Source organism: Bacteroides sp. D22 (assembly GCF_000163675.1).
Classification (GTDB): Bacteria; Bacteroidota; Bacteroidia; order Bacteroidales; family Bacteroidaceae; genus Bacteroides; species Bacteroides xylanisolvens.
Window position 1 is genome coordinate 292,778 of sequence record NZ_GG774797.1, and the last position, 26,165, is coordinate 318,942.

The 26,165-nt window shown below is 43.4% G+C and carries 16 protein-coding genes; 10 read left to right on the forward strand and 6 right to left on the reverse strand.

Going from position 1 to position 26,165, the window contains the following annotated elements:
- Positions 1 to 12: 12 nt before the first annotated feature.
- Genes HMPREF0106_RS20345 through HMPREF0106_RS20335 form a run of 3 tightly spaced genes read right to left on the reverse strand, consistent with a single transcriptional unit; the run spans position 13 to position 3,411 of the window.
- On the reverse strand, positions 13 to 1,080 hold the full coding sequence (locus tag HMPREF0106_RS20345) for a DUF4961 domain-containing protein (protein WP_004301483.1): 1,068 nt from the start codon (positions 1,078 to 1,080) through the stop codon (positions 13 to 15).
- A gap of 15 nt (positions 1,081 to 1,095) precedes the next feature.
- Positions 1,096 to 1,551 (reverse strand): DUF5004 domain-containing protein, encoded by a 456-nt coding sequence (locus HMPREF0106_RS20340; protein WP_004301484.1) that lies wholly within the window; start codon positions 1,549 to 1,551, stop codon positions 1,096 to 1,098.
- A gap of 15 nt (positions 1,552 to 1,566) precedes the next feature.
- Positions 1,567 to 3,411: a RagB/SusD family nutrient uptake outer membrane protein gene (locus HMPREF0106_RS20335; protein ID WP_004301485.1), complete on the reverse strand. Its 1,845-nt coding sequence runs from the start codon at positions 3,409 to 3,411 to the stop codon at positions 1,567 to 1,569.
- A 357-nt stretch (positions 3,412 to 3,768) separates the two neighbouring features.
- Between HMPREF0106_RS20335 and HMPREF0106_RS20330 the strand changes: the two genes are divergently transcribed.
- From HMPREF0106_RS20330 to HMPREF0106_RS20310, 5 genes are all read left to right on the forward strand, one after another.
- The gene (locus HMPREF0106_RS20330) at positions 3,769 to 5,073 is read left to right on the forward strand and encodes a DUF5005 domain-containing protein (RefSeq protein WP_004301486.1); all 1,305 of its coding nucleotides are present in this window, start codon (positions 3,769 to 3,771) and stop codon (positions 5,071 to 5,073) included.
- 275 nt (positions 5,074 to 5,348) lie between these two features.
- Complete coding sequence (locus tag HMPREF0106_RS20325) at positions 5,349 to 7,622, forward strand: GH92 family glycosyl hydrolase (protein ID WP_008019149.1); 2,274 nt, start codon at positions 5,349 to 5,351, stop codon at positions 7,620 to 7,622.
- Positions 7,623 to 7,652: 30 nt separating this feature from the next.
- Positions 7,653 to 9,809, forward strand: coding sequence for a GH92 family glycosyl hydrolase (locus HMPREF0106_RS20320; protein WP_009039057.1), 2,157 nt, complete (start codon positions 7,653 to 7,655; stop codon positions 9,807 to 9,809).
- A gap of 78 nt (positions 9,810 to 9,887) precedes the next feature.
- Positions 9,888 to 11,021, forward strand: a complete 1,134-nt coding sequence (locus tag HMPREF0106_RS20315) for a glycoside hydrolase family 130 protein (protein WP_008642145.1) — start codon at positions 9,888 to 9,890, stop codon at positions 11,019 to 11,021.
- Between the two features lie 49 nt (positions 11,022 to 11,070).
- Positions 11,071 to 12,453, forward strand: coding sequence for an SGNH/GDSL hydrolase family protein (locus HMPREF0106_RS20310; RefSeq protein WP_004301490.1), 1,383 nt, complete (start codon positions 11,071 to 11,073; stop codon positions 12,451 to 12,453).
- A 213-nt stretch (positions 12,454 to 12,666) separates the two neighbouring features.
- Here HMPREF0106_RS20310 and HMPREF0106_RS20305 read toward each other — a convergent pair whose 3' ends face one another.
- The 3 genes from HMPREF0106_RS20305 to dxs are packed head-to-tail and all read right to left on the reverse strand — an operon-like array spanning position 12,667 to position 17,385.
- Positions 12,667 to 14,118: a TrkH family potassium uptake protein gene (locus HMPREF0106_RS20305; RefSeq protein WP_004301491.1), complete on the reverse strand. Its 1,452-nt coding sequence runs from the start codon at positions 14,116 to 14,118 to the stop codon at positions 12,667 to 12,669.
- 20 nt (positions 14,119 to 14,138) lie between these two features.
- Positions 14,139 to 15,479, reverse strand: coding sequence for a Trk system potassium transporter TrkA (gene trkA, locus HMPREF0106_RS20300; RefSeq protein WP_004301492.1), 1,341 nt, complete (start codon positions 15,477 to 15,479; stop codon positions 14,139 to 14,141).
- Between the two features lies 1 nt (position 15,480).
- Entirely contained in the window at positions 15,481 to 17,385 is a 1,905-nt protein-coding gene (gene dxs / locus HMPREF0106_RS20295) for a 1-deoxy-D-xylulose-5-phosphate synthase (protein ID WP_004301493.1), read from the reverse strand.
- A gap of 167 nt (positions 17,386 to 17,552) precedes the next feature.
- Here dxs and HMPREF0106_RS20290 point away from each other — a divergent pair, with 167 nt between their 5' ends.
- From HMPREF0106_RS20290 to HMPREF0106_RS20270, 5 genes are all read left to right on the forward strand, one after another.
- The gene (locus HMPREF0106_RS20290; protein ID WP_004309403.1) at positions 17,553 to 18,572 is read left to right on the forward strand and encodes a GSCFA domain-containing protein; all 1,020 of its coding nucleotides are present in this window, start codon (positions 17,553 to 17,555) and stop codon (positions 18,570 to 18,572) included.
- Positions 18,548 to 21,088, forward strand: a complete 2,541-nt coding sequence (locus tag HMPREF0106_RS20285; RefSeq protein WP_008020734.1) for a bifunctional UDP-N-acetylmuramoyl-tripeptide:D-alanyl-D-alanine ligase/alanine racemase — start codon at positions 18,548 to 18,550, stop codon at positions 21,086 to 21,088. The genes HMPREF0106_RS20290 and HMPREF0106_RS20285 overlap by 25 nt, the downstream gene beginning before the upstream one ends.
- A gap of 157 nt (positions 21,089 to 21,245) precedes the next feature.
- Entirely contained in the window at positions 21,246 to 21,467 is a 222-nt protein-coding gene (gene tatA, locus HMPREF0106_RS20280) for a twin-arginine translocase TatA/TatE family subunit (protein WP_004301497.1), read from the forward strand.
- A 17-nt stretch (positions 21,468 to 21,484) separates the two neighbouring features.
- Positions 21,485 to 22,321: a twin-arginine translocase subunit TatC gene (gene tatC, locus HMPREF0106_RS20275; RefSeq protein ID WP_004301498.1), complete on the forward strand. Its 837-nt coding sequence runs from the start codon at positions 21,485 to 21,487 to the stop codon at positions 22,319 to 22,321.
- Entirely contained in the window at positions 22,284 to 25,841 is a 3,558-nt protein-coding gene (locus tag HMPREF0106_RS20270; protein ID WP_032851012.1) for an AAA domain-containing protein, read from the forward strand. Before tatC ends, HMPREF0106_RS20270 begins: the two co-directional genes overlap by 38 nt.
- Positions 25,842 to 26,165: the final 324 nt, after the last annotated feature.

Consider the following 26,165-nt stretch of genomic DNA (forward strand, 5'->3'; position numbering starts at 1 on the left):
AATATAAGGTTATCACTCGCAATAGAACGTATATATGAATGGTTCCTTCTGCGGAGGAAGAGGTATATTTAACATTACGAAGTCATCATCAGACTGTGTAACGGAGATAGATCCATCGGCATTAGTGAAGGCATATTCAATACTTACAAGCTCTGTTCCTTCAGGTACATTGAAGAACCCTTCCGGCCAGAATGTGATATTGTATGTTTTGGTATACTGATTCTCTCGTTTCATCAGGGTCTTGTCACTCTTCTCATTTACGGTATAACGGTGTCCGTCGCTAGCTACCGCCGTTCCTTCAAAATAGATCTTATCGGCCTTGACAAGTGCATTTTCGTCGTCCATGCCTCCAATGAAGCTAAAGGTTACAAAGTCGTTTTGCAATGCTGTTAATGGAGTGGTTTTGTTGAAGTGTTCGCTACAGAAGTCAGTGACAAGTCCTTCACCTTCTACTACCTCAAAACATCCGGCTTCCTCACATTTCTTTGCATCTGCACTTGTACTGAAGTTATCGTCAGTACTGTTAATAAAGAATGATGGTTTGAAACGCAGATTTTTGTTTCCTACCGGTACACGGACATAGATTGTAAAATGAATTTCATCTGCGACACCGTTATAGGGTCTTGTCCAATAGGCTGCCCATTCCATATCTTCCAGAATATTGGTACCGACACCGTATTCCTGCATGAGAGCAGCCGACCACGACAATCCTGGTTTGTTGCTAGGTTGTTCGGTCAATGGGATAAGCGTCATGTTTTGCTCACCTATATTCGGATCAAATGTATCTTCTGTGTACGAAACCCTGGCATTTTGTGCCAGATTCCAACTCTTAGGAGCCAAAAAACCGAAAACAAGTCGTTTGTCATTGCGTGGGTCTCCTTGAACCTTAATGTGTCCATGCATTTTGAAAGTAGCAGTCGTTCCGGCCTTTGCATAGTTTACGGCTTTTCCATCTATCATTTGGGTTATATCGACAGAATCGATAAAGAGGCAACTCATAACGATGAAAGTCATAAGTATAGTTGATAACGCTACGATGTGCCGTTTGCGTTGAAGCAAGCTGATTAATTTCTTTTTCATAAAGCGTTATGATTTTTAGTTTTCTGATATTTTCTTGAATACATAGGTGTAGGTATTCGAACCACACCCGGGGCTATGAGTAATCACGATGTTACGTTCGCCATTGGTAATGGGGAATAGGATATCGGTACTGGCCTGCTCCGTGGCTCCATCCTCTGTGAAATAGAGGCGAAAAGGATAATAGATATCGTCAACTTTCCACGTGCCATTGTGGCGTACCACAAAAGGCAGATAGTTTTCAATTGTGTACTTACCATCTTTCTTCAGGTCAATTTGGAACTGGCTGAAGTCCATGGTTTCGGTAATATCATTACTGTTGCGGCTCACTGTGGTGAGTTGCCACGTGCCTGATATGTCTTTGACCTGCTCCGTGTTTTTGTCAGGATCAGCAGGAGCAGAGAACGTATCACACGATGTCACAAGCAGAGTAGTCAGCAAGGCTATTGCCGCCAAATGTATGCTATGTTTCATATTTAGGGTATTTTATTAATTATAGTAGGGATTCTGTAGCAAATCTTTCGACTTCACCGTTTCATTGTAAGGAATTGGGAAGAAGTACATAGCCGGACGCCATACATGCGTGCGTACATCAAATTCTTTCCAAGTCTTTGTTCCGTCAGTGGCGCGAGTGATTTCAATGCCATGCATGGTTTTGCTTTCGGTTTGCGGAGCAATCATCCAGCGGCGTACATCAAAGAAGCGATGTCCTTCAAAAGCAAATTCAAGGCGGCGTTCTTCCTGAATGGCTTGGCGCATCTGTTTTTGTGTCATATTCTTTTTAAGTCCATACATACCATCTGCACCGGGCTCGATGCCGGCACGCTTGCGAATGAGTTTTAATATGGGATAGCAACCAAGTTGTTGTCCGCCTAGTGTTTCTTCGAAATCGGGCCCATGATATTCATTGGCTGCTTCAGCATACATCAGTAAAATGTCGGCGTAACGTATCAGTGGATCGTTGTGACGGCTTGGGTTCCATGTACTACCTTTACATAAGCGATCACATCCCTTGCGTACATAGAAACCAGTGGCAGTGCCTTGGTATACGGCATCGCTTGTTTGCCCTACGCCAATCCATGTGTTAACAACTGTGGTAGCACTGTAAGTATCGTCAGCAGGGACCAAAGCACCATCATAAATCACGGTGTTGTTGAAACGTGGATCACGATTTTGAGCGGGATTCAGAGGATCGAATGTGTATTGGCTGTTGTTAATGGGTTTACCGTCAATCATAGGGAAGGCATCTGCCAATTCTTTGTATATGTACCCGCCGTGGCGTGTTCCGGAGTGACTTCCACTAGGTGGATAGTAAGCAGCTTCATGTCCGGACTCACGTTGATACTTACGGTCGAGGATATTGCCGGCAAAGGCTCCGTTATTGTTTTTACCATCATCATCGGTTAAATTGGCATTTCGTGTATCACCGGCTTGGAATACGACGTAGAATCCGAAACCTGGTTCGGCTTTGCCGTTCAAATCTTTACTTCTAATAAAGAGATTATAGGTTCCTAGGTTGATTACTGCGCGGGCAGCATCCATTGCCGTTTTCCAACGTTCTTTATCATAAGAGGGATAGCCTACTAATTCTTTGGTATCAGTAGGAGCGAAATCACTTCCATTGAATAATGGACTAGCTGCATAGAGGCAGACACGGGCTTTAAGACCCAATGCCGCTGCCGATGAGGCGCGACCGTTTTCTTGACCTGTTCGTCGCACGGGAAGTACATTGAGTTGGACGATAGAGTCACATTGATGGGACACATACTCTACACATTCCGCCCATGTGTTGCGCGAGGTTTTCATTGTCGAAGTAGCATCATACACGTTATTACCGATAATAGGTACACCACCGTAGTGTTTCATCAGAATGAAGTAGTACCAGGCACGCAAGAAAAGTGCTTCGGATATGTATTGAGCTTTCCGGCTCTGTACCATCGGTGATCGGTCGATGTTGGCAAGGAATACGTTACACCGGCGAATGTTAGTGTAGCATTTCGACCATGCATCATCACTCACCGTAACCGGATTAACCGTACCGGTAGCAAACATCATGTTTGTCCAGATGGTTGACGAAGGATAAAATTCAGCTTCGTCACAAGCGCTTTGCAGCCCACCACCATTAGCCAAAAGGTATGTCCATCGGTTGTAGTTGATATCAAACCCGATATCGGTATAAATTCCGGTCAGGAAGTTGGCGGTATACGTACTATCTGCAAAAACGGTCTCACGATTTAAATCCGAAGTTTGGGTTTGATCGAGGAAACTGTCATTACAGGACGCAACTGTTCCTAAAAATAGGAGTAGCGTTAATGATTTCATGTACAATTTCATAGTAAAACTTATAAAATTAAAATTAAACAATTTAAAGCCAATAAGCCGAGACTAATTCACGACTTGAATTTGTATTAAGACGATTGACAAGATATACACCACTAAACACAATACTTTTTTTTCACGTATTATTATTCAGTGAAAAGGTCATTGTATTATTCGAGCAATGATAGTAAATCAAATACATCTAAAGAAAGAATTATCCGAATTAGTGGTTTTTCATTCCTGAATCGTCTTTATCCTAAACTCTAATAGTATAACATTATGAGACGCATCTTTTTGTCAACCTTTATGGCTTGTATTATCGGCTTTACAGGTGCAGAAACAAATTAAATAATCTTAAATATCTTATTAAACATGAAACCAATTCATCTTATCCTAAGTATCGCACTCCTCGCCGGAGGAGCATGTGGTGACCAGCAAGAACCTTATTACGGCAATTCAGAAGTGAAGATGCCTCAAATTGATTCCGAATGGAATCTCGAACTAATGCCAAATCGATCAGGACAATATTGGAAAGTGTTCGTCTACAAAGACTTGAAATACAATGCCCTTTTCACTCGGTCGTTGGGCTGGAATGGAGGAGACGGTGTGTTCACCACTGGTTTGCCTGACGGGAATATATTTTGGTCGTTCAATGATAGCTTCTATGGCGTAATCAATGAAAATCGTTCACGAGGTAATTGTAGTTTCCCTCGTAACAGTATTATGGTACAAACACCTGGTGAGAAGGATGAAAATCTTGTTTGGTTAGCTGATTACGTACAAACCAACGATCCTAATGCGGATAGATACTATCAGGTACGTACTCACATTCGTCATCCGAAAGCTACACTATCGGATGAAAAAATACAAGCTGGAGAAATCGATCAGGATTATCTTTATTGGGCAGGAGATGCTACGATATATAACAATCAGATGCAAATGTTGTGGGGAGCCGTTGATAATACCGATCCGAACAACTTGATGCGCCGCTTTGGTACTTGCTTGGCTACTTATAGCTTGGAAGGAAAGCCGGGTGATGCTACTTATATGAAACTTATCAGTCGTAATGATAATTTTAACGACCACACTTTAGGTTATGGCGACACTATGTGGGAAGACGAAGACGGACATATCTATCTTTACACAACTTCCAATTATAAGGTGGCTGTGGCACGTACCGCTACACGCGACCTTGGCAGCCAGTGGGAATATTATGTGGCCGATCCGCAAGGACATTTCTCGTGGACAACGCAGTACCCCTCAACCCAAGATGCTGAAAATTCTACAATTATCCCTTTGGAAAGTGCATGTTCTATGCCTTGGGTATTTAAAAAAGGTGATACCTACTACATGATCGGACAATCCATGTGGTTCGGGAGAGACGTGCTGATGTTCCGTAGTAAGCACCCTTATGGGCCGTTTGTCGACCAAAAGACTCTCTTTACATTGCCCGAATTTCTTGATAAGATTGGCGAACAACGTTATCAACATGTTTATATGGTAAATATTCATCCGGCTTTATCACGTACCGGTGAATTGGTGATCTCTACCAATACAGACTGTTCCAACTTTTGGGATAATTTCAATGCACCGGGTAGTGCTGACTTCTATCGTCCTTATTTCTACCGTGTATTTAATTGGGAATCATTGTACGATAACGATGCTCCACTTGAGTAAAAGGATTTACTATCTCTGACGTTGATCATAAGTTTCATTGGGCTGATGCTGTGATTGATGGTAATTCCATCATCGTCTCATCTCCTGAAGTTGCTTTCCCAATAGCAGTGCGTTATGCTTGGGCAGATAATCCAATTTGTAATTTATACAATGGAGTTAACCTTCCGGCGTCCCCTTTCCGTACAGATGACTGGCAGGGTATTCTTATGGTAATAAATAGATATAGTTGTTTCGATTTGCCAAGTGAAATAGATGTAACACATAAAAAAATAACCATGAACAAGCTCATTTATTTAGTAATTTTCTCTTTCTTATCAACAAGTATATATGCCCAAATGAAAGACCTTGTGCAATATGTCAATACACTGCAAGGTACCGACTCTCATTTCGGATTAAGTTATGGAAATACATACCCTACTACCGGTATGCCTTATGCCATGCATACGTGGTCTGCCCAAACAGGGAAAAATGGAGAAGGCTGGAAATATCAATATGCGGTAGATAATATCAGAGGATTCTGCCAGTCTCACCAATGCAGTCCGTGGATGAGTGATTATGCAGTGTATTCCTTTATGCCGATGGTAGGGAAGTTAGTCGTTAATCAGGAGATGCGGGCAACGAAGTTCAGCCATGATAATGAAATTGCCAAGCCGCATTATTATAAAGTGATGCTGGATAATGGAATTACAACCGAGATGGCTCCAACTACTCGTGGTGTACATTTACGCTTTTCTTATCCCTCTACCGAAGACGCCTATCTGGTAATTGACGGATATACAGATATGAGTGAAATCAAGATTGATCCGGTTAAGAGACAAATTTCCGGTTGGGTGAATAACCAACGTTTTGTAAATAACTCTAAGACATTCCGTAGTTACTTTGTAGTGCAGTTCGATAAAGCATTTGAGGATTACGGTATGTGGGAAAATCAGAAAGATGAGATTTTCCCTAAAAAGTTGGAAGGAGAAGGCAAAGGCTATGGTGCTTATATCAAATTTAAGAAAGGATCGAAAGTACAGGCAAAGGCTGCTTCTTCCTATATCAGCGCAGAGCAGGCTGTGATTACACTGAACGACGAACTGGGTAAAGATAAGAATTTGGAAGCCACCAAAATACGTGGACATAAAACGTGGAATGAATTATTGAACAGAATCCAGGTAGAAGGTGGAACAGACGAACAAATGAAGACTTTCTATTCCTGCCTGTTCCGTGCCAATCTCTTCTCACGCAAATTCTATGAACGTAAAGCGAACGGTGAACCTTATTATTATAGTCCTTATGATGGCAAAGTATATGACGGATATATGTATACCGATAATGGTTTCTGGGACACTTTCCGTTCTCAATTTCCATTAACTAATATTCTTCATCCTACTATGCAGGGACGTTACATGAATGCCTTGCTTGCCGCACAAGAACAATGCGGATGGTTACCTTCCTGGTCAGCTCCCGGAGAAACAGGAGGAATGTTGGGTAATCACTCCATTTCATTATTGGCAGATGCGTGGGCAAAAGGGATTCGGACTTTTGATCCGGAGAAAGCTCTGAAAGCCTACGCACACGAAGCCATGAATAAAGGTCCTTGGGGAGGTGCCAACGGACGTGGTTTCTGGAAAGAATATTTTGAACTGGGATATGTTCCTTATCCGGAATCAATGGGATCGAGTGCACAGACAATGGAATATGCATACGATGATTTCTGTGGCTACCAACTGGCTAAAATGACCGGAAACAAACACTATCAGGAAGTCTTTGCCCGTCAGATGTATAATTATAAAAACGTATTCGATCCGTCTATCGGTTTTATGCGTGGAAAAGGCGTTGATGGTAAATGGCAGGAACCGTTTGACCCATTGGAGTGGGGTGGACCTTTCTGCGAAGGTAATGCCTGGCATTATACCTGGTCCGTATTCCATGATGTAGAAGGATTAATAGACTTGTTCGGAAGCGACCAAAGATTTACGACCAAAATGGATTCGGTATTCACCCTTCCCTGCACTATTAAACCGGGAACTTACGGAGGAGTGATCCATGAAATGAAAGAAATGGAATTGGCGGGTATGGGACAATATGCACACGGCAATCAGCCGATTCAGCACATGCCTTATTTGTATAGCTATGCCGGCCAGCCATGGAAAACACAGTATTGGGTACGCCAGATCGTTGAAAGATTGTATAATTCCACAGAAAGAGGATATCCGGGAGACGAAGACCAGGGTGGTATGTCATCATGGTATATCTTGAGCTCATTAGGCATTTATGCCGTTTGTCCGGGTACGGATGAGTATGTAATTGGCAGTCCGTTATTTAAGAAAGCTACTATAACGATGGAAAACGGTAATAAATTCGTGATTGAAGCGGACAACAATAGTAAAGAGAATCTCTATATCCAGTCTGCTACCTTAAATGGACGTGTGTTGGATAAGAATTTTATCAGATACGACGATATAGCAGACGGAGGAATTATCCGTTTTGAAATGGGAAGTCAACCGAATAAAGAACGATGTACGTCGAAGTATGCTGCTCCTTTCTCATTGTCGAAAGAATAAGAAACTAAAAAGATATAAGAAGAATACAGTATGAAAAATAAAATTTTAACAGGTTTATTATTGGTTTTGATTGGAGGGTGGGGGAGTCTCTCGGCGCAGAACGTCGGGAGTAATTATGCCCGTCAGGTAAATACCCTGATAGGAACGAAGGGCGTGGGTTTGACTTCGGGATATCTTTATCCCGGAGCTACCTATCCTTATGGAATGGTGCAGTTCACCCCCTCTTATTTTTCCAAACGTTCCGGATTCGTCATCAATCAGTTGAGTGGTGGCGGTTGCGAGCACATGGGCAACTTTCCCACTTTTCCGGTAAAAGGTAAACTGAAGATGTCTCCGGACAATATCCTCAACTACCGCATCAATATTTCTGAAGAAAAAGGACATGCCGGTTATTATGAAGCAAAGGTGCAGGAAGATATTCATGCAAAACTGACAGTAACCGAAAGAACCGGTATGGCGAGTTATGAATATCCGGCAGATCAGCAATATGGTACGGTAATTATCGGTGGAGGTATTTCTGCTACTCCGATAGAGCAGGCCGCCATCGTTATTACTGCACCGAATAAGTGTGAAGGATATGCAGAAGGTGGTAATTTCTGTGGACTCCGTACACCGTATAAAGTCTATTTTGTAGCAGAGTTTGATACGGATGCGTTGGAATCGGGAACATGGAAAAGAAATGAACTGAAGCCGAACACGACTTTTGCTGAAGGAGAATACTCCGGAGTCTATTTTACTTTTGATGTAAATAAGAAGAAAAATATCCAATATAAGATTGGGGTTTCTTATGTATCAGTAGAAAATGCACGCGAGAATCTGAAAGCGGAGAATACCGGATGGGATTTCCTGCAGATTCAGAATCAGGCAGAATCCAAATGGAATCATTATTTGGGTAAGATTGAAGTAGAAGGAAACAATCCGGATCGTACTACTCAATTTTATACCCATCTGTATCGTTCATTCATTCACCCGAACGTATGTAGTGATGTGAATGGGGAATACATGGGAGCGGATTTCAGGGTACATAAGTCCCGTTCCAAGCACTATACTTCTTTTAGCAACTGGGATACCTATCGTACACAGATTCAACTATTGTCAATCCTTGATCCTGAAGTAGCCTCTGATATTGTTATTTCTCACCAATTGTTTGCCGAAGAGGCTGGTGGTGCTTTCCCGCGTTGGGTGATGGCTAATATAGAGACCGGCGTGATGCAAGGAGATCCGACTCCTATCCTGATATCCAATGCTTACGCTTTTGGTGCCCGCAATTATGATCCGAAACCAATTTTCAAAACCATGAGAAAAGGAGCGGAAGAACCGGGAGCAATGTCACAGGAGGTTGAGGCTCGTCCGGGACTGAAACAGTATTTGGATAAAGGATATTACAACGCTTCTATACAATTGGAATATACTTCCGCTGATTTTGCAATCGCACAATTTGCCTTACATGCCGTAGGAGATGAGTTTGCAAGCTGGCGTTATTTCCATTTTGCACGTTCGTGGAAGAATCTGTATAACCCGGAAACCGGATGGCTGCAATCACGTAATCCGGATGGTTCGTGGAAACCACTGACTGAAGATTTCCGTGAATCGACCTATAAGAATTATTTCTGGATGGTGCCATACGACATTGCCGGTCTGATAGAAATCATCGGAGGCAAAGCAGCGGCAGAAAAACGCCTGGATGAATTCTTTACTCGTCTGGATGCCGGCTATAATGATGCCTGGTTCGCTTCCGGCAATGAACCGAGTTTTCACATTCCTTGGATATACAACTGGGTTGGAACTCCCTATAAAGCACAGGAGATTATTAACCGTGTATTGAATGAACAGTATTCAAGCAAAATTGATGGTCTGCCGGGCAATGATGATTTAGGGACGATGGGCGCCTGGTATGTGTTCGCTTGTATCGGTCTTTATCCCGAAATACCGGGAGTGGGAGGCTTTACGGTGAACACTCCGATATTCTCATCCGTGAAAGTTCATTTGAAGAAAGGGGATATGGTGATAAAAGGCGGTTCGGAAAAGAATATTTATATCAAGTCCATGAAGCTGAACGGTAAACCGTATGACAGTACATGGATCGATTGGGACCAACTGAATAATGGGGCTACAATAGAATACACTACCTCGTCCAAGCCTGACGTGAAGTGGGGAACTAAAGTGACGCCTCCCTCTTTTCCTTAAAGCAAATCAACGAGGTATATGAATTTATGATATAAGATAATTTTGTAAGAGCACTTATTTATAACATCAAACGTGAAAATGAAAAGAAAACTACAAAACATAGCTTATCTACTGATGGCTGCCGCATTAATCACTTCCTGTGGCGAGAAGAAGCAAACAGCAGAGTTCCCGGATTGGGCGTGGGCAGATTTCCAGCGTCCGGAAGGTATTAATCCGATTATTTCTCCTGACACTACTACCTTTTTCTATTGTCCGATGCGACAGGACTCAATAGCATGGGAAGCGAGTGATACGTTTAATCCCGCTGCTACTGTTTATGATGGGAAAGTAGTAGTCCTCTACCGGGCTGAAGACAATTCGGCAACCGGTATCGGATCACGTACCTCCCGTTTGGGATATGCCTCTTCTGACGACGGACTACACTTCAAACGAATGTCCGTACCTGTATTTTATCCGGCAGACGACAGTCAGAAAGAACTGGAAAATCCCGGCGGTTGCGAAGACCCACGTGTTGCTGTAACAGAAGACGGGCTTTACGTAATGCATTACACACAATGGAACCGCAAACAGGCGCGTTTGGCAGTGGCCACCTCGCGCGATCTTCAAACGTGGGAAAAACATGGACCGGCTTTCGCAAAAGCATATAACGGAAGATTCATAGATGAATTTTCCAAATCTGCCTCTATCGTAACCCAATTAATCGACGGCAAACAAGTGATTGCCAAGATTGACGGCAAATACTGGATGTACTGGGGAGAAAAGTTTGTGAATGTAGCCACTTCCACAGACCTTGTCAACTGGGAACCGATGTTGGATGAAAATGGAGAATTCCTGAAAGTGATGGTTCCCCGCGCAGGTAAGTTCGACAGTGACCTGACCGAATGTGGTCCTCCTGCCATCCTGACTGACAAAGGAATCCTTTTATTTTATAACGGCAAAAATAAATCGGGCGCAGAAGGAGACACACTGTATACAGCCAACTCTTATTGCGCCGGACAAGCTTTATTTGATGCCAAAAATCCTACTAAACTAATCGATCGCTTGGATAAACCTTTCTATATTCCCGAATCAGACTTTGAAAAGAGCGGACAATATCCAGCCGGAACCGTATTTATAGAAGGACTTGTATTCCACAATCAGAAATGGTTCTTATATTATGGCTGTGCCGATTCACGCGTGGCAGTTGCCGTATATGATCCTCTCAAAAAATAAAGAGAACGTTCATAATGAAAATAACAGTTTATAAAATAGAAATTAAGACATGAAAAAACTTTTTGTATTGATTGCAGCGGCTTGTATGACATGTACTGCTGCGTTTGCACAAACTGTGAAACCTTTTAAGGAGGGTGAGAGAGCAGTGTTCCTGGGAAATAGTATAACGGATGGTGGGCATTACCATTCATACATCTGGTTGTATTATATGACCCGCTTTCCAGATATGCCTATCCGTGTTTTCAACGGTGGTATTGGTGGAGATACAGCCTATGATATGAACAAACGTCTGGATGGTGATATTTTTGCTATGAAACCTTCCGTGTTGATGGTTACTTTTGGTATGAATGATTCCGGATATTTTGAATACAACGGTGATAAGCCCAAAGAATTCGGTGAGCAGAAATATCAGGAAAGTATAAAGAATTACCAGCAGATGGAGAAACGTTTTAAAGATCTTCCTGATACCCGTATCGTGATGGTCGGAACTTCTCCGTATGATGAAACCGTACAACTGAAAGAGAATACACCGTTCAAGACAAAAAATGAAACCATCAAACGGCTTGTTGAATATCAGAAAGAATCGGCAGCTAAGAATAATTGGGAATTTACCGATTTAAATGCTCCTATGACAGCTATTAATCAGCAATATCAGCAGAAAGATCCTACCTTTACCCTTTGTGGCAGTGACCGTATTCATCCCGATAACGACGGGCACATGGTGATGGCCTATCTTTTCCTGAAAGCCCAGGGATTTGTAGGTAAAGAAGTAGCGGATATGGAGATTAATGCTAATAAGAAACAAGCCGTTAAGTCGGAAAATTGTACCGTTTCAAATATAAAGAAGAATGGAAAAGATTTGAGTTTTGACTATTTGGCAGAAGCTCTTCCTTATCCTTTAGATACTATTGCTCGTGGTTGGGGACAGAAAAAGAGCCAGGCAGAAGTGCTGAAAGTTGTTCCTTTTATGGAAGAGATGAACCGTGAAACGTTGAAAGTAACAGGACTAAAAGGCAATTATAAGTTGTTGATAGACGATGAAGAAATTGGAACCTGGAGTGGAGATGAACTGGCAAAGGGCATTAATCTTGCTGCTGAATCCAAAACTCCCCAATACCAACAAGCATTGACGGTGATGCACCTGAATGAATATCGTTGGGAAATTGAAAGAACATTCAGAGAATATGCGTGGTGTGAATTCGGCTTTTTTCAGCAAAAGGGATTGTTGTATGCTGACGACAGAAAAGCGATCGAGGTGATGGATGAAAACTTGGATAAAAACGTTTGGTTGAAGGGACGTCGTGATATGTATTCAAAGATGATGTTTGAAGCTGTCCGTGATGCTCGCCAACAGGAAATGGATGTTCTTATCAATAAGATTTATGAAATAAATAAGCCTGTTGTAAGAAAGATTTTACTTAGAAAGATATGATGTGATAACAGCGTAGAAATACGATAGAATACTCACCGTAATGAGAAAGAATTCTCACTGTAATGAGAACTTTTTCTCATTGCGATGAGTATTTTTTCTCATTACAGTGAGTATCATTGAGAATATATGAATAGATAAGTACTCTTTGTAATAGCCTGATAATGTACTCCTTATTGTAGCTTTTGCATTAAAGAGACTACCTTTATTGAATTCTTAATTCTTTTTCCAGAAATCGGAAGTGAAAAGTAGTAATACTGTAAACAATTCCAAACGTCCCAAGAGCATTAAAAAAGAAAGCAGCCATTTGGCGGCATCAGGCAATTGACTCCATGAAAAAGCCGGGCCGCATGTACCGAGTCCCGGTCCCATATTACCCATACTTGAGATTACGGTTCCGATTGATTCCAGAAAACCGACTCCCAGCCCCATCATGATAAGTATGCTGATGATAGCGATGACTGCATATAAAAAAGTAAAGGCCAATACTGTAGACTGGATGGAAGGAGAAATAACCTGTTTGTTAACTCGCACCGGGAGCACGGCATTAGGGTGAAGAATATGTTTGAATTCGTTTTTCACAACCTGAAACAGGATAACCATACGAATACATTTTATACCTCCTGTTGTACTGCCGGCACAGGCTCCGATGATCATCACTATTACAAGGCATCCCCAAAGGATAGAAGGCCAAAGCATATAATCGGCTGTGGCAAATCCCGTAGAAGTTTGCAAGGAAATCACTTGGAAAAGTGATTTACGGAACGCCTCTTCTATCTCCATAGAAGAAGTCTGATGAAGCCAGACTGCAATAAATATAGTAAAGAAAGAAACACACCAGAAATAGAATTTTAGCTCTGCATCATGAATGAACTTCTTTATTTTTCCATTGAACATCAACAGTAATAGCGTGAAGTTGATGCCCGAAAGAAACATGAAAATAGAGATTACATAATCTATATAGGGTGAGTGGTAATATTCGATACTTGCTTGTTTGGTAGAAAATCCGCCAGTGCTGGTTGTCGTGAAAGCATGGCATATACTGTCAAACACACTCATACCTCCAAATACTAATAAGACAATCAATGTCCCTGTCATTCCGGCATAAATACCCCAAATCCATTTGGCAGTGATACCAATACGGGGATGCACTTTGTCATGAGTAGGACCGCTGGCTTCTGCTGCAAACACCTGAATCCCGCCCACACCGAAAATCGGTAGAACGGCAATGGTGAAGAATACAATACCCAAACCGCCTATCCATTGTGTCATAGCCCGCCAAAAAAGTATTCCATGAGGCATTGACTCTATATTATTCAAGATGGTGGCACCCGTACTGCTGAACCCGGACATCGTTTCAAAAAATGCATCCGTAACACTTGGGATATACCCTCCTATATAATAAGGTAACATTCCGAAAAGGGAAAAGGTGACCCATGCTACACTGACTATGACATATCCATCACGGCGATTCAGGGATTTCACTGCGTCTTTCCCGATGGCGAGCAACAGAATACCGATGCTAGTGGTAATAGCCGATGAAACCAGAAAACTCTGCAAGTCATTCTCCTTATAAAAAAGAGAAACACCCCCACAACATAATAGCATAACTGTTTCTATTAGAAGCAGAAAACCCAGAATCCGGAATATCATCTTCGAGTTAATCATATACAAGTATTTGTTGATACTTAGTGAAAGAACTTCTCAATCTTTTTAATCATCATGCTTAGGCAGAATACGACTACATGGTCGCCGGGGCGGATTTGCGTATCACCTGTCACCAGGATACCTTCTCCGTTACGGATCATTCCTCCGATGGTGGTGCCTTTGGGAAGTCCCAGGTCTTTAATCAGGTGTTTGGTTATTTTGGCCCCTTCCGGTACGGTGAATTCTGCAACGTCCGCATTGGCAAAAGTCAGGCATTTCACATTAGACACGTCGGCGTCCAACATCATTTGGTAGATATGGCTGGCAGCAATCATTTTTTTATTGATAACTGTGCCGATGTCAAGACTCTCTGCCATACCAATATAGTCGATGTTCTCCACTTCTGCCACCGTCTTTTCCACTCCCATACGTTTGGCGGCGAGACAGGCAAGGATATTCGTTTCCGAGTTGCCGGTCAGGGCTACAAATGCTTCGGTATTCTTTAGCCCTTCTTCGATAAGCAGATCCATGTCGCGACCGTCTCCATTGATAATCATTGTTTTGTCATCCAGTAGCTCTGTCAGACGGTTGCAACGGTTCAGGTCATTATCCACTATTTTCACCTGCATATAGTCCGGCACATATTGTGCGGTACGGACTGCGATACGGCTACCTCCCATAATCATTACATTGCGTACGTCGGCATAGTCTTCTTTGCCGGCTATCTTACGTATATAAGGAATGTATTTGCGGGTAGTGGTGAAATAAACAATATCATGCAATTTAATAACATCGTCTCCGCGAGGGATAATCGTTTCCGTTCCGCGTTTGATGGCTACTACATGGTAAGGAATGTTGGGACCGCCTAATTGGTGCAGCGGTATATTCAGGATTTCAGCCTTTTCGCGCATCTTCGTACCAATCAGAACCAGCGAACCTCCACAGAATTCCCACCATTGGCGTACCCAGCTCATGCGCATGGAAGATACGATTTCTTTAGCAGCCAGCATTTCCGGGTAAATCAGCGAATCTACTCCCAGCTTCTGGAAAAACTCTTTATTTTTGGGTAGAAGATATTCATAGTTGTCGATACGCGCCACTGTCTTTTTGGCTCCCAGGTTGGTAGCCAGCATACAGGCAGTCATGTTGCGGCTTTCGTCCGGTGTGACTGCGATGAACAGGTCGGCTTCTTTGACGCCCACTTCTTTCAATCCGGAGATGGAAGAAGGAGAAGCGGCAACAGTCAGCAAGTCAAAGTTGGCGCTAAGAGCACTTAGTTTCTCTTCGTCATCATCCATCAAGATAATATCTTGCTTTTCGCGCGATAACAGTTTGGCCAAATGGGTGCCTACGTTGCCGGCACCGGCAATAATAATCTTCATGTCAATTGATAAATTCTTTTATTTTAGTCAGAATCCCTTCTTCATCCATGCCGCACAGTTGGTATAGTTCGGCAACTGCCCCATGTTCTACAAATATATTAGGGATACCGATACGCTTCACGGTCGGTTTGTATTCGTTGTCTGCCATAAATTCGAGGACAGCGCTACCCATACCGCCTTTGATAATTCCGTCTTCGATAGTCAGGATACGTTGGAATTTACGTCCTGCCTCATGCAACAACTCTTCATCCAGCGGTTTCAGGAATCGTAAATCGTAATGGGCGATGGACAGACCTAAATCTGCTTCTGCCCGGGTGATGGCACGGGCGGCTACGTTTCCTATCGGTCCAATAGTAATCACTGCAAGGTCGCTACCCTCTTTTAGTTTCCGTCCTTTTCCTACCGGAATTTCTTCCAGCGGACACTTCCAGTCTACCAGTACACCGCGTCCACGGGGATAACGGATCACGAACGGTCCCTTGTCCGGCAATTGTGCAGTATACATCAGGCGACGTAATTCATGTTCGTCCATCGGGGAACTGATAGTCAGGTTGGGGATCGGGCGTAAACATGCCATATCAAAAGCTCCGTGATGAGTAGGACCGTCTTCGCCAACCAATCCGGCGCGGTCGAGACACAAAACAACTGGGAGATTCTGAATCGCTACGTCGTGGATGATATTATCATGCGCCCGTTGCATAAAAGAAGAATAGATATTGCAGAACGGTTGCAGTCCGTCTTTAGCCATCCCTCCGGAGAAGGTAACCGCATGTCCTTCGGCAATGCCGACATCGAAAGCGCGTTTCGGCATTTTCTCCATTAGTATATTCATCGAACAGCCGCTGGGCATGGCGGGAGTGACACCGACAATCTTCGGGTTGGCTTCGGCAAGTTCCACCAGTGTATTTCCGAATACGTCCTGGAAAAGCGGGGGCATTCCTTCGGTGTTGGCAATGAAACGTTCGCCGGTGACGGGATCGAATTTGCCGGGAGCATGCCATTCGGTAGCGTGTTTCTCTGCCGGACCGAATCCTTTTCCTTTGATAGTATGCAGGTGCAGGATTTTAGGTCCTTGCATATCTTTGATATCACGTAATACTCTTGCCAGGTTCTTTACGTCGTGTCCGTCTATCGGACCGAAGTAACGGATATTCATCCCTTCAAAAATATTCTGTTGCTGTGCCGCCATTGATTTCAGGCTATTTCCGAAACGGATGAGTGCTTTGCGGCGTTCTTCGTTTAAAATGCCAAGCTTGAACAGCATGCGCGAGAGCTTGAAACGTAGCTGATTATAGCGGTTGGAAGTCGTTAAGTTGAAAAGATACTGCTTCATGCCTCCTACGCTGCGGTCGATTGCCATATCATTGTCATTCAGGATAATGAGCAGGTTGTTCGACGTGGCAGATGCGTTGTTCAGTCCTTCAAAAGCCAGTCCGCCACTCATTGATCCGTCGCCGATAATGGCTACTACATGGCGTTTGGCGTCTCCTTTCCGGGCGGCTGCGACAGCCATACCAAGAGCGGCAGAAATAGAATTGGAAGCGTGTCCGCACGTGAAAGTATCATATTCGCTTTCTTCCGGAGACGGGAAAGGGCGGATTCCACCGAGTTTCCTGTTTGTGGAAAATGCTTCACGGCGTCCTGTAAGAATTTTGTGGCCGTATGCCTGATGCCCCACGTCCCATACAATACGGTCGTATGGTGTATTGTAGACGTAGTGCAGAGCTACGGTTAGTTCCACGGTCCCCAGGCTGGCGGCGAAATGTCCGGGGTTGCAGCAGAGTTCTTTAATAATGTCTTGTCTTAGTTCACCACATACTTCCGGTAGTTGCTCTACGGTTAGTTTACGTAGGTCTTCGGGGTAATTGATGGAGTTTAACAAGTTATATGTTGGTTCACTATTCATGATTCTAGGAAATTTAGTGCAAAAATACGAAAAGAAAGTATATTCGACCTCCTTTTTTTTATAAAATCTTATCCGGTATAAAGACGTATCTGTTTTTCTATGCTTCCTAAGATTATTGAATCGTGAGGAAAAAGAGGGCGGAAATAGTTTTTTGATTACTTTTGCACATGAAACGTAATGAAATGATGGAAAATCGTATGAACTTTCAAACATCTGTAGAATTACCTGCCGGGATGCCGTCGGTCAGTCATGCAGATCATATTCTTCTGATGGGGTCCTGTTTTGCGGAAAATATCGGGCGACAATTAATGGATGCCGGATTTCAACTGGACCTGAATCCTTTTGGTATTCTTTATAATCCTTTATCCGTCTCATCTGCTTTGAGAGAGATTATAAGGAATAAGGAATACAACAAACAAGATCTGTTTGCCTACAAAGATTTATGGCATAGCCCGATGCATCATGGCTCTTTTTCTGCTTTTACGCCCGAAGAGACATTGCATACCATAAATTCACGTCTTCACCATGCTTATAAAAAACTGCCGGAATTGAACTGGCTGATAGTGACAATGGGAACTGCTTACGTTTATAAACAAAAGGAGAGTGGACAAGTGGTAGCTAATTGCCATCAATTGCCGGAGAGTCATTTTTTGCGTTACCGGCTGTCTGTTGAAGAAATTGTAGAAGATTATACAGCACTCATCACCGAAATGTCAGCCCTGAGTCCGGATCTGAAATGGCTGTTTACAGTCAGCCCGATCCGTCATATACGCGACGGGATGCACGCCAACCAGTTAAGCAAATCGACTCTGCTACTCGCCATCGACCGATTGCAACAACTGTTCCCGGAGCGAGTGTTCTATTTCCCCTCTTATGAAATCATATTGGACGAATTACGTGATTATCGCTTCTATGCCGACGACATGTTGCATCCGTCTCCTTTAGCGATTCGTTATCTGTGGGAACGCTTCTCCGAAACCTTCTTTTCTCCTGAAACAAAGCAGGTTATCGTAGCTGTGCAAGACATCCGCCGGGACTTGGCGCACAAACCCTTTCATCCCGAGTCAGAGGCGTATCAACGCTTTTTAGGACAAATAGTGTTAAAAATAGAACGACTTATCGGAAAATACCCGTACTTAGATTTTCAAAAAGAAACAGAACTATGTCATATGCGATTGAATCCATAGCCAAAAGTATCGGTGCCCGCCGTGTGGGCAAACATAAAGCGACTATTGATTGGCTGCTAACAGACAGCCGCTCTTTGAGTTTTCCGGAAGAAACTCTTTTTTTTGCTTTAACTACCAAACGAAATAGCGGAGCCCGTTATATCCCCGATTTATATGACCGGGGCGTACGTAATTTTGTAATTACGGAAGAAGACTTTAAAGAAGTTGAGAATGGAGAGTTGAGAGTTGAGAGTTCTATGCAGCATGATGGTGCGCAGCCCACTCTCAATTCTCAACTCTCAACTCTCAACTTCCTCATCGTTCCCAATCCTCTGAAAGCTTTGCAGAAGCTTGCCGAAACACATCGTGATAAATTTAAGATCCCTGTGATCGGTATCACCGGCAGTAATGGAAAAACCATTGTGAAGGAGTGGTTGCATCAGTTACTTAGCCCGGATCGTTGCATCGTTCGTTCTCCACGCAGTTATAATTCGCAGATCGGAGTCCCACTTTCTGTGTGGCAACTTTCTGAAGAAGCCGAGCTGGGTATTTTCGAAGCCGGTATTTCCGAGATGGGGGAGATGGGAGCTTTGAAACGAATGATTAAGCCTACTATTGGTATTCTGACCAATATCGGTGGTGCCCATCAGGAAAACTTCTTCTCCTTGCAGGAGAAATGCATGGAAAAGCTGACGCTTTTCAAAGACTGTGATGTCGTGATTTACAACGGTGATAACGAGTTAATCAGCAATTGTGTCGCAAAATCAATGCTGACGGCACGTGAGATTGCCTGGAGCCGTACAGACATTGAACGCCCGTTGTATATCAGCCGTGTGACCAAGAAAGAAGATCATACCGTTATATCCTATCGTTATCTGGAGATGGATAATACTTTCTGTATTCCTTTCATCGATGACGCTTCCATTGAAAATGCACTGAATTGTCTGGCAGCTTGTCTTTACCTGATGACACCTGCCGACCAGATAACCGAGCGGATGGCCCGTCTCGAACCGATTGCCATGCGTCTGGAGGTGAAAGAAGGAAAGAATAACTGTGTACTGATTAATGATAGCTACAATTCAGACCTGGCATCATTGGATATTGCTCTCGATTTCCTTGTACGCCGCTCGGAAAAGAAAGGCTTGAAGCGGACGCTTATCCTGTCGGATATACTGGAAACCGGACAAAGTACCGCTACGCTTTATCGGCGTGTGGCACAATTGGTACAGAGCAAAGGCGTTAATAAACTGATTGGTGTAGGGCAGGAGATATCTTCTTGTTCCGCTCGTTTTGATGATGATCTCGAACGCTACTTCTTCCCTAATACAGAAGCACTCCTTGCATCCAATATACTTAAATCGCTTCATTCGGAAGTGATTCTGGTGAAAGGTTCCCGCGTGTTCAACTTTGATTTGGTATCCGAAGCCCTCGAATTGAAGGTACATGAAACCATTCTTGAAGTAAATCTCGGAGCGATGGTAGCCAACTTGAACCATTACCGTTCTATGCTTCGCCATCCGGAAACAAAGATGATCTGTATGGTGAAAGCATCAGCTTACGGAGCCGGTTCGTATGAAATTGCCAAGAGTTTGCAGGAACACCATGTCGATTATCTGGCCGTAGCCGTTGCTGACGAAGGTTCCGAACTCCGCAAGGCAGGCATTACCGCCTCTATTATCATTATGGACCCGGAACTTACCGCATTCAAAACCATGTTTGATTATAAACTGGAACCGGAAGTCTATAATTTCCATCTGCTCGACGCACTTATCAAAGCTGCGGAGAAAGAAGGAATCACCAACTTCCCCATTCATGTGAAACTTGATACAGGTATGCACCGTTTGGGCTTTGCGGTAGAGGATATTCCATTGCTTATCCGTCGACTGAAGAATCAGAGCGCGGTGATTCCCCGTTCGGTATTCTCTCATTTTGTAGGAAGTGATTCGTCACAGTTCGACGCTTTCACCCGCGGACAGATTGAATTGTTCGAGAAAGGTTCGCAAGAATTACAGGCCGCCTTCTCTCATAAGATTCTTCGTCATATCTGTAATACGGCAGGAATCGAGCGTTTCCCCGAAGCACAGTACGATATGGTGCGCTTGGGAATCGGACTTTATGGAGTCAGCCCGATAGACAATTCGATAATACATAATGTAAGTACGCTCAAGACCACCATCCTTCAGATCCGGGATGTTCCTCAAGAAGATACGGTAGGATATAGCCGGATGGGGCATTTGGTACGCCCTTCCCGCATTGCAGCTATTCCTATTGGTTATGCGGATGGACTGAACCGCCACTTGGGACGCGGCAACGCCTATTGCCTGGTGAACGGAAAGAAAGCTCCTTATGTGGGGAATATCTGTATGGACGTTTGCATGATCGATGTGACGGATATTGATTGTCGGGAAGGCGATCAGGCTATCATCTTCGGTGATGATCTGCCGATTACGGTGTTGTCCGATAAGCTGGAAACGATCCCTTATGAAGTGTTGACAAGTATATCGACACGGGTGAAAAGGGTATATTATCAGGATTAATTCACCACAGATTACACGGATTCACACAGATTGAAGAGAATATATAGTAGAAATAAATCGAAAGATAAGCTATAAATCTGTGTGAATCCGTGTAATCTGTGGTGAAAATGATTATATTTGCAGCAACTATTAAAAACCTCTTATATCAAATAAACTTATGACAAACTTATTATTGTTAGGCTTTTTGCCCAGTGGTTCCGAATGGATTATTATCGCTTTGGTTATCCTTCTTCTTTTTGGTGGAAAGAAAATTCCTGAACTGATGCGCGGATTAGGCAAAGGCGTAAAGAGCTTCAAAGACGGTGTGAACGAAGCGAAAGATGAAATAAACAAGGCAAAAGACGAGTTGGACAAACCTGTAGATCCTTCTAAGAACTAAAAGAGCACAACATACGGATGGCAGAAATGACCTTTTGGGATCATTTGGACGAACTGCGTAAGGTACTTTTTCGGGTAGTTGGAGTTTGGTTTGTATTGGCAATAGGCTATTTTATTGCTATGCCCTACCTCTTCGACCATGTGATACTTGCGCCTTGCCACAATGATTTCATATTCTACGATTTATTACGGCATATCGGTAAAACATTTGATTTGACCGATGACTTCTTCACGCAACAATTTTATGTGAAGCTGGTCAATATCAACTTGGCTGCTCCTTTCTTTATTCACATGTCGACAGCATTCTGGATGTCGGTGGTGACGGCTATGCCTTATATCTTTTTTGAAATATGGCGTTTCATCAATCCCGCCCTTTATCCGAATGAGAGAAAGGGCGTGCGTAAAGCATTGACTATCGGAACACTGATGTTCTTCATCGGTGTACTGTTGGGCTACTTTATGGTTTATCCGTTGACTCTCCGTTTCCTTTCTACTTATCAGTTGAGTTCGGAAGTGGAGAATATCCTGTCGCTCAATTCTTATATCGACAATTTTATGATGCTGATTCTCTGCATGGGATTGGCTTTTGAACTTCCATTGGTTACATGGTTGCTTTCTTTAATGGGAGTGGTCAACAAGTCCTTCCTGCGGAAATACCGCCGTCATGCGGTTGTCGTCATAGTGATAGCTGCTGCTATTATTACTCCGACGGGAGACCCGTTCACCTTGAGTGTTGTTGCTATTCCGCTTTATCTGTTGTACGAGATGAGTATTTTGATGATAAAGGACAAGAAGAAAACAGAAGAGGAAGTTGAAGATGAAGCTGGAGATGAAGTTGCCCTGTCCGAAGAGTGAAGCGATAGAATCTTATGAAATCCTTTTAGCAGTTTGCCGGACGGAAGATGCTTATCTTGCCGTAGGATATAAGCAAATGCGCGACTTGCTGGAGCGTATTTGTCGCGCGCAAATGCAAAACGAAAGCTTACAGATGACCGACCTTTCCGCACGAATCAGTTTCGTGGCGGCTAAGGTCGGTCTTTCTGTTGCAGAGCAGAACCGGCTGCATACTTTCCGGCTCACTTCGAATGCTATCTTGAACCGCCAGCAGGAGCCCAACCGGGAACAACTCTTGCGCGATGCGAAAACATTAGCTTTCTTTATTCGTAAACTCCTGGAAGAGGATATTCCTTTGGAACTATACCGGCTACTTCCGCGTGCGGATGCCACCTACCTGGTTGCGCCTCCTGCCCGCGAACGAGTGCAGCGGATGCGTGTCTGCTTCCAGTATGCCGACGAGCAATATTTGTATGTGACTCCCTTGGACGAAGTCTCGGAGAAACCATATTTAGTTCGTTATAATATCCCTCAAATCAATGAAGAGTTTGCAGAAACGTGCAAATTGCTTTGGCGTCATGCCCAGGTCAATTTATTGGATGTTGCAGTGGATGAGGCGGGAATCCTGACTCCTTCTTTCATTGTACTCGAACCGGATTATTTACTTGACATCAGTTCTTTGGCAGAGTGTTTCCGTGATTACGGGCATCATCCAGCCAATTATTTTCTTTCCCGCCTTCAACCGATTGAAAATGCCCGGCCTCTGTTACTGGGAAATATAGCCAATCTTTTCCTGGACGAATGGATTCATGCGAAGAGTGAAGACATAGATTATCGTACCTGTATGCAGAAAGCCTTCCGGCGTTATCCTATTGAGCTGGCTGCCTGTTCCGATTTGCGCGACAAAGAGAAAGAACGCCAATTCTTTGAGGACTGCAAACTGCACTTCGATCATATTCGTGAAACGGTCAATGATACCTTTCATGCAGCCGGTTATGAACTGGACAAGACGGATGCCGTGCTCGAACCGTCTTATATCTGTGAAGCACTCGGACTTCAGGGACGTCTCGACTATATGCAGCGGGACATGTCTTCTTTCATAGAAATGAAATCCGGTAAGGCGGATGAATACGCTATCCGAGGCAAGGTAGAGCCGAAGGAGAATAATAAAGTACAGATGTTACTTTATCAAGCAGTCTTGCAATATTCAATGGGAATGGATCACCGGAAAGTGAAAGCCTATTTGCTTTATACCCGTTATCCGCTCCTTTATCCCTCCCGTCCTTCGTGGGCGATGGTACGTCGGGTGATTGACTTGCGTAACCGTATTGTGGCCGATGAATATGGCGTCCAACTACGCAACAGTCTGGAATATACGGCACAAAAACTGGAAGAAATCAATGCCTCCACCTTGAATGAAAGAGGATTGAAAGGACGTTTTTGGGAAACATATCTGCGTCCCTCTATTGATAACTTTCAATCGAAACTGAAAGCTCTTTCTCCACTGGAAAAGAATTACTTCTATGCGGTGTACAACTTCATTACAAAGGAACTTTATACCTCAAAATCCGGTGATGTGGATTATGAAGGACGTACTGGGGCAGCTTCTTTATGGCTTTCTACATTAGCGGAGAAATGCGAGGCCGGAGAAATCATCTATGATTTGAGAATAAAGGAGAATCATGCTGCCGATGAACATAAAGCCGGACTTACTTTTTCTTTCTTTAAAAAGGAAAAGGCTGGGAAAACTTTGTTGAATGAGTCTGCCGTAAATGACATTACCGGAGATAAAGCTATTGGAAATGATATTACCGGAAATGAAGCCTCTGCAAGTAAGACTGTCAGAAGTGAAGCTCTTGAAACAGAGACTTCTCTTCCTAATTTCCGTCAAGGCGACGCCATTATCCTTTATGAACGTAACCGCGATACAGATAACGTTACCAATAAAATGGTTTTCAAGGGTAATATTGAATACCTGACAGAAAACGAAATAGGTATTCGCTTACGTGCTACCCAGCAGAACCCATCCGTACTTCCTGCCGAAAGCCTTTATGCGATAGAACATGATACAATGGATACAACATTCCGCTCGATGTATCAGGGGTTATATATTTATCTTTCTGCAAGGAAGGAGCGGCGTGACTTATTGTTGTCACAGCGTCCTCCTCGGTTTGATGAATCATTGGATTCCATGATTTCCCGTTCGGAAGACGATTTTACGCGAATCGCCCTGAAAGCAAAAGCCGCACAGGATTATTTCCTTCTTATCGGACCTCCGGGAACAGGCAAAACTTCATGTGCCCTGAAGAAAATGGTAGAGACTTTTCATGCAGATAAAGATGCGCAGATTCTTTTGCTTTCATACACCAACCGGGCTGTCGATGAGATATGCAAGTCGCTGGCTTCCATTGATCCGGCAGTTGATTTTATACGTGTGGGAAGTGAATTATCATGTGATGAAGCCTACCGCGGGCATCTGATTGAAAATGAATTATCCTCTTGTAACCGTCGTTCGGAAGTGTACGAACGCATCCGGAATTGTCGGATTATTGTGGGAACGGTAGCGGCTATTTCCGGCAAACCGGAACTGTTTTGTTTGAAGCATTTTGATGTAGCCATTATTGATGAAGCTACCCAAATATTGGAACCGCAGTTGTTAGGCATCCTCTGTGCACGTGGAGAAGACGGAAAAGATGCAATAGATAAGTTTGTGTTGATCGGAGATCATAAGCAACTGCCTGCTGTCGTACAGCAAAATACGGAGCAATCGGCCATTTATGATGAATCTTTACTGTCTATCGGGTTGACCAATCTGAAAGATTCCTTGTTTGAACGCCTCTATCGGAACTGTACTGCAACGGTTCAACGTATATTGTCTTCATCGGAGCAGTCGTCTCCATTGGAACAATCATATTCATCATTTGCAGCTCATCGCTCCTACGATATGCTGTGCCGTCAAGGGCGAATGCATCCGAAAGTTGCTTTGTTTGCCAATCGTGCCTTTTATGGAGGGCGTCTGATCCCTGTCGGCCTGCCTCACCAAATAGAATCATCCGATACCATCTGTCGTTTGGCTTTTTATCCCTCTGTGCCGGAGAAGGCCGGAGCGTCTGCAAAGATCAACTATTCGGAAGCACGTATTGTTGCCGACTTAGCTGTTCGCATTTATGAAGATCATCAGACAGATTTTGACGAATCCCGTACTTTAGGGATCATTACCCCTTACCGGAGTCAGATAGCATTGATAAAAAAAGAAATAGAATCATTAGGCATTCCAGCTCTGAACCGAATCCTGGTTGACACAGTAGAACGGTTCCAGGGAAGCGAGCGTGATGTAATAATCTATTCCTTCTGTGTCAACTACCCTTACCAACTAAAATTTCTATCCAATCTGACGGAAGAAGAGGGTGTTTTGATCGATCGGAAGCTGAATGTTGCCTTGACCCGTGCAAGAAAACAGATGTTCATCACAGGAGTTCCCGAACTACTCGAACGCAATCCACTCTATAAAAGTTTATTAAAATTAATAGAAAGCTTCTGAAAAATTGCATCATTTTGCAGATGTTAGTTTTTATTCTCTCTTTATGCAATTCATTAACACCTCTATGTTGAACAAACGCCTATATTTGCAACACGTTTTTTTCATAGAGATTTAGATTTAAGGTTAGAAGAATTGTGGAAGTCGTGAGACTTCCCTTTTTTTCATCTTAACGTTTACTATACTTCATTATAGGAATGCAAAAACACTGTTTCTAGTGTTTCGGTTAAAAATTTTGCAGGAGGATGATGCAGGATAAGTAAACCTAAAAAGCCTTCTTCGTGAGAAGAGGCTTTTTTATTTTTTCATTTTTCATTTTTTTGAATA